The sequence below is a fragment of the Actinosynnema sp. NPDC023658 genome (assembly GCF_040639995.1).
Classification (GTDB): Bacteria; Actinomycetota; Actinomycetes; order Mycobacteriales; family Pseudonocardiaceae; genus Actinosynnema.
Map to the genome: position 1 here is coordinate 1 of NZ_JBFAAX010000895.1, position 2,233 is coordinate 2,233.

Below are 2,233 nucleotides of genomic sequence, written 5' to 3' on the forward strand. Positions count from 1 at the left end.
GACCGCAAGTCCGACGACAAGGCGGCGCTGTGGCTGCTGCCGCCCGTCGGGGAGGCGCGCGAGCTGTACCGCCCCGCCGGCGGGGTGTCGGACTTCGCGGTGGCGCGGGACGCGGGCAGGGTGCTGCTCGTGGCGGGCGCGCACCCGACCGCGGAGTTCGGCGAGCAGGACCAGGAGCACCGCAAGGCCCGCGAGGACGCCGGGGTGACCGCGATCCTGCACGAGGCGTACCCGGTGCGGTACTGGGACTCCGACCTCGGCCCGACCTTCCCCCGGCTGCTGGCGACGACGACACCGGTCGGTGTGGACAGCGAGCGCGTCGACCAGTCGGAGGACCTGGTGGACCTGACGCCGAACGCGGCGTCGCGGTTGCCGGACTCCCCCGCCATCAGCCCGGACGGGCGGTGGGTCGTGCACGCCGAGAGCGTCCCGGTGAGCGCGTCCTACGGCACGCGGACCCGGTTGCGGTTGACGTCGACCGACGGTGCGACCGACCGCGTGCTGGCCGACCTCGACGGGCACTCGTTCTCCCAGCCGGTGTTCCTGCCGGACTCGTCGGGCGTGATCGCGGTGCGCACGTTCGACTCCACGGCGGACAGCCCGTGGACGAACACGTTGGTGCACCTCGACGTCGAGTCCGGCGCGGTGCGGGAGCTGGCCGCGGACTTCACCGAGGAGCCCGATCACCCGGTGGTGAGCCCGACCGGTGACGCGGTGTACTTCACCAGCAGCCACCGCGGCCACCAGCCCATCTGGAAGCTCGACCTGGCGTCCGGCTCGGTGGTGAAGCTGACCGCGTCCGGTGCGTACACCGACGTGCGCGTCAGCCCGGACGGTTCGGCGGTGTACGCGCTGCGCAGCGCGTGGGACCACCCGCCGCAGCCCGTGCGGCTGTCGGCGTCCGGTGTGGACCAGGTCTCCACCCCGCTGCCCGCGCCCGGTGCGGTGGCGTCGGTGCCCGGGACGTTGACCGAGGTCGACACGGTCGTCGAGGACGGTCGGACCGTGCGCGCGTGGCTGGTGCTGCCGACCGGCGCGTCGGCCGAACGCCCCGCGCCGCTGCTGCTGTGGGTGCACGGCGGTCCGGTGATGAGCTGGAGCGGGTGGAGCTGGCGCTGGAACCCGTGGCTGATGGCCGCGCGGGGGTACGCGGTGCTGCTGCCCGACCCGGCGCTGTCCACCGGGTACGGGCACGACTTCGTGCGCGCCGGGTGGGGTGCGTGGGGCGGCAAGCCGTACACGGACCTGATGGCGATCACCGACGCGGCCGTGCGGCGGGACGACGTCGACGAGTCGCGGACGGCCGCCATGGGCGGGTCGTTCGGCGGGTATATGGCGAACTGGATCGCCACCCGGACCGACCGGTTCAAGGCGATCGTGACGCACGCTTCGTTGTGGCACCTGGACGCGTTCACCGGGACGACGGACGACTCCTACTACTGGATCCGCGAGATGGGCGACCCGCTCCAGCAGCAGGAGCGGGTGCAGGCGAACTCGCCCCACCTGCGGGCGGCGGACGTCAAGACGCCCATGCTGGTGATCCACGGCGACAAGGACTACCGGGTGCCCATCGGTGAGGGGCAGCGGCTGTTCTTCGACCTGGTGCGACACGGTGTTCCGGCGAAGTTCCTGTACTTCCCGAGCGAGAACCACTGGATCCTGACCCCCGGCAACGCCAAGGTCTGGTACGAGACGGTCTTCGCGTTCCTGGCCGAGCACGTGCTGGACGAGCCCTGGCAGCGGCCGGAACTCCTCTGACACCGCCCTCTGCCGGTCCGCCCGGCGGCCGTTGAAGCCGCCGGGCGACCAGCCGCCGTGGCGGCCGGAGGTCTCCCCACCACCCACCGCCACCGCCCACCCCCAACTCCAGCCAACCCCGCCCGACCGGCGACCGACCGCCCTGCCCACCCCGGGCACACCCGGCCCGGCACCGCATCCCCGCACGCCCGGCACCGTCTGGCCCGCCCGGACCGGCGCGGCACCGCACCCCGGCACTGCCTGGCCCGGCGCGGCATCGCCCAGACCGGCTGGCCCGGCCCACCACGCCCAGGCTCGGACGCCGGACCGACCGCCCAGCCGGTGCACCGGTGCCGGGCCGCGCGAACATCGGGCCGCGCTGGCCGCCGAGCAGGGACGGCAGCCGAGCAGGGTTGGCCCCGAGCCCGGTTGGCGGGCAGGCCCGGTTGGCGGGCAGGCCCGGTTGGCGGGCAGGCCCGGTTGGCGGGCAGGTGAG

1 protein-coding gene is annotated in these 2,233 nt (G+C 74.2%); it reads left to right on the forward strand.

The window, feature by feature from the left end; genetic code table 11:
- Positions 1-1,758: S9 family peptidase (locus tag AB0G02_RS36100; RefSeq protein WP_360803735.1), on the forward strand; the 1,758-nt coding region annotated here is incomplete at its 5' end.
- Positions 1,759-2,233: the final 475 nt, after the last annotated feature.